This window comes from Deltaproteobacteria bacterium PRO3 (genome assembly GCA_030263375.1).
GTDB lineage: Bacteria > UBA10199 > UBA10199 > DSSB01 > DSSB01 > DSSB01.
In genome coordinates this window covers 1-4,267 of record SZOV01000163.1, presented here as the reverse complement: position 1 = coordinate 4,267, position 4,267 = coordinate 1, and the positions used below count along the sequence as shown (strand labels likewise).

Below are 4,267 nucleotides of genomic sequence, written 5' to 3'. Positions count from 1 at the left end.
CGAGCCGCCGTAATTTTTTACCCAAGCCGAGGCGCGTCCCCGAAGGCCGAGCCCGAGGCCCTCGAGGCCGAGCTGCGGCGCTCGCCGCTCAGCGCCGAGCGGCAGGATCTCTTCCGTAAGGCGATGGGAGAGGGCGATCTCCTCCTGGGGCAATACGACGGTTTCTCCGTGGGGCTCTGGCTGCGCGACCTGAACGCGGGCGGGAGCAGCCGCCGCAGCCGCCGGGGCTGGCGTGCCCTCGGGGAATACCTGGAGGCCGTGGAAGAGGTGAGGAACCTCCTCGGCGCGGATCCCTTTCACGAGTGGCAGATGGCCCATGAGAAGCTCATGCTGGCAGAGAGCGCCGACAGGACCGCGGGCCCGCTTTTGCAACAGATACTCTCGGCCAAGACCTCCGAGGACACTTCGGCCCTCGTCGGGCGCTTCATTGCCGCCGTGCCGCCGGTCGCGGAGTCCTTGGCGCGATTTCGCCCCGTCTTGCGCGCGAGCGCCGCCTTGAAATGGCCGGAGATGCGGACCCAACTGATCCGCCTGGCCGAGCGGCAATACCTGACCCATGAGACGGTGCGCGGCCTGCTGGTCTGGCTCGACCCGGCCGCGAACGGCGGCGATCGCCAGGTGATCTACGCGATCCGCGAGGAGGCGGTGGCCGGCCTCATCGACTTTGTTTGCAAGGGCAGCCACACTGTGGAGCATCGCCAGGAAATTTCGCGTTTTCTGCACGAAGTGGTGGCGCGCCGGGATTTGCGGATGTTCTCGGTTCTGGCCATCACCTTCCAAAACTACCAGCTGGGGATGATGCGCGATCGGCTGCAGGTCCGCAACCAGCCTTCCAAAGACCTCTTGACCGACCGCATGGCCATCGAATCCTACGACCGTTTTCGCGAGGCCATCCTCGCCACCGGGCGCTTCTACCTCGAGAACCGGGAGGTTCGCGGCCCCTATTTCGAGGTCTTCGAGAAGCTGGAATACGGCCGGGAGGACGAGAACGCCCAGTTGGCGGCGCCCATCCTGCAGCGCACCCGCAGCCTCCTGGAGCAGGGTTATTCCGTCGAGCTGCTCAATCGCGGCGGTTTGGGCCAGGCCTTGCTCCTGGCCCGAAACAAGGGTGGCGAAGAGCTCACCATCAGCCTGAGCTCCGTTCTCGATCCCCTGGAAGGCCGCGCCCACCTGCACAATTGGCTGGACCGCGCCGAACGCGAATTCCTCCACGCCGGAAAATACCAGAACGGGCAGGGCGGGGATCACCCTCTGGTGCTGGACCTGCAGATTCCCCGGATCCGCTCGGGGGTCTCGAAGCGGGATCTCTCCCTCTGGGCCCGCGACTACCTCGAGACCCATCCCATGATCCGCGAGGTGAGGCTTGCGATTCCCGCCCGGGGCAGCGAGGTGGCCGACCCCTTCGATTCCGCCGATTTTCGGGTCGAGGTCGTGACCCGCGCGATGCCGTCGACCGAGGCGCTGATCACCAACCGGGAGCTGGACTTGGAGAGGAATCCGAACGACGTCGCCGGCCGTCTCGAGCTTTACCGGATGCGTCAGGAGTGGGGCCAGGCCTTGGAGGAGCGGGCCTCGGAGCTGAGGAATCACCTCGCCAACCCCCGCTGGGAGGAATTTTTCGCCGAGCGGATCCTCGAGGCGCAAGGCGCGCTCGACCGGGCGCGGGAGGCGGAACAGCGGATCGTCGGGGAGGCGGGCGGTGCCGAGTCGGGCGCGGTAAACATTTCCGAGGTGCTCCGCAGCGTCGAGCACGCCTCCGCCCGATTGGCGAAGTATATCGGGTTGCGCGACCTGGCCGTGCAGATCACGCAGCTCCGCGAGCGAAATTGGGAATTGCTTTACGAGACGGCGCGCCTCTTCCCCAACGATGCGGGAGTCCGCTCTTTGGTGCAGCGTTCGGTATCGGCCTTGTTCCAGCAGATCGAGAAGGCCGGCGGCACCGCCCTGACCGAAGATGCGCCGGCGCGCCGCCTGCCGGCGGAGCGCTACGACCTGGCCTGGCGTCGCAGGACCTTTTTGCAGGTGGCGGAGATGGTGCTCGGAAGGCCCTTCGACGCCGGTCGACTGCCGGGTCTCTTCGACCTGCGCTCGGTGGGACATTCGATCCGGGACCTGCGCTGGAGTTTCGACGACCGCGGGCTGGTATTGCAGGGAGACATCGTGCCGGACGCCGCGCTCGCCCCTTACGAGGCGCAGGGCCCCGAGGCGCTCCGGCGCACCGAGGTGCCGGGCGAGCCCGACAGCGGATCCTTCTCTTTTCATCTCGGCCGGGACCGCCGCGGGAATTTGCTGGCGCACTTCGACCATCTCACCCTTCCGCCGCATTTGCGCGGTCGCAACGTGGGATCCACCTTCTTCCGCGAATTGGTGCGGATGGCACGGGGGCTGGAGATTCCGACCCTGCTCACCCCCGACGTCTCGGGGGACCACCGCTACTCGGTAGCGGCCTTCGGCACGACCTTCCGCAGGCCCGAGGACCGCGACCGGGTGCTCTCGCGTTTTCGGATATTCCTCATTGATTATATGCTGAAGCTGCCCGAATTCGAGAATTACGACTTCTCCGCGCTCGAACGCATCCGCACGCCCCGGGACCTGGCCCAGGCCCACCTGGACCCGGCGCTTCGGCGCTTGAGCCTCGATCAGTGGGAACCGGTCGCCGGCGAGGCCTTGCCGGATTATTATCGCGTGGGGCGGCTCTTCCTGCTGAACGAGGCACCGTCCTACGACGGCATTTTCGATCTGAGGGACCAGTCTTACAGCATGCGCACCTTCGACCAATACCTGGCCCGTCGCCTGGGGAGGGGCTATTTCGGGCCGCCGGAGGAGAATTGAGACGTCGGCATCTATCATTGACACTCGAAACCCGCCTTTGCTAGGGGCTTCGCGAATGTCTCCGGAGTCCGCCTCCAAAAAATATTCCGTCGGCCTCGAAAAGGCCTTGGACCGCTTCATCGAGAGCGCCGGCAAGATCTCCGCCAATATGCTGGGGATGGTCAACAAGGTCGGAGGCCAGATCTACGCCTTGCTGTTTCTCTCGCGCGAGCCGCTGTCCCTCGACGACATCTCCGAGATCCTCCAGGTCAGCAAGGGCAACGTCAGCGTCAACATTCGGCTGCTCGAAGAGTTCAAGCTGGTCAAGAAGATCTGGGTGAAGGGCAGCCGGCGCGACTTTTACGAGGCCAACCGCGACTATCCGCGCAAATTTCTCAAGGGCTTCTTCGACCGGCTGCGCGAAGGCGTCGACGAGAGCATCCGCATCATCAACCGCTGTCACGTACAATTCAACGAGGCGCTCGAAGAGATCGAGCCGAAGAGCGAGCAGATGGAGGACGCGAAATTCATGCTGCATCAGCTCGACCTGCTCAAGATGTTCTACACGGCGGCTTCCCAGCTCTTCGACGATTTCTACCAGGGGCGCGACATCAACACCGAGCTCCTCCGCCGCGTCATCCTCGAGGAATAATTTCCGGATCCTTTTTTTCACGCCCTCCGTTCCATCCGCTCATCGCTACCCAAGAAAAAAATACTGTACGAAAAATCTTGAAAGATCCCGCGCTTCGCCTCCGCCGCCCGGCTTTTTACTTGACCGTGACGCGGAAAGTCTTTACAAGGTCCGGAAACGAAAAAGTGCTTAATAATCAACTATTTAGAATGTTTTAAATTTTAAGAATCCTGAAATGTCGATCTAATCCAAAGCGTAAAGGAGAGAGTCATGGGAGAAGCAAAGATTCTGGATCGCGCGGTAGTTCGCTCCGCGAAGATCGCCTGGCCGGTTTTTCAATACCTCAACGGCAAGTTCAAGGACGGCAAGTCCTTCCAACCCAAGTGGGCCCCCGGTCCGCTGCTGAAAAGCTACGAGAAGACCTTCCCCAAGCTGGGCTTTCCCCGCACCACCGATTCGCTCTGCCCGGGCTGCGTGAAGGAGGTTCGCGAGGCCATCATCAGCGGCGAAAAGGATTACACCGAGCTGATCCACGGCAATCCCGGCGAGATCAAGGCCCAGATCATCGAGCGCGATGGGCAGATCTGGATGGTCAAGGATTGTCCCAAGCACGGGCACTTCGAGGACCTGATGGCCCTCGACAGCAAGTTCCTGTCCCGGATCGAGCGGCTTTTCCCGGGTCGCGACTTCAAGTCGCCCAAGACCGAAGTCCGCAACCACGGCACCTCGACCATCAAGTACGGCCGCGGCTCGGTGCTCACCGTCGACCTGACCAACCGCTGCAACATGATGTGCGACCCTTGCTTCATGGACGCCAACCAAGTC

The 4,267-nt window shown here is 62.9% G+C and carries 2 protein-coding genes; both read left to right on the top strand.

Annotated features, from left to right (window positions below):
* The first annotated feature begins 2,887 nt into the window (after positions 1–2,887).
* A complete protein-coding gene (locus FBR05_14895; GenBank protein MDL1873466.1) occupies positions 2,888–3,463 on the top strand; it encodes an ArsR family transcriptional regulator in 576 nt (191 codons plus the stop codon).
* Between the two features lie 249 nt (positions 3,464–3,712).
* On the top strand, positions 3,713–4,267 hold a 555-nt coding region (locus tag FBR05_14890; protein MDL1873465.1), incomplete at its 3' end, for a radical SAM protein.

Excerpts from the sequence above, each read along its gene's own strand:
- FBR05_14895 (MDL1873466.1), top strand. The coding sequence starts at position 2,888 with ATGTCTCCGGAGTCCGCCTCCAAAAAATATTCCGTCGGCCTCGAAAAG.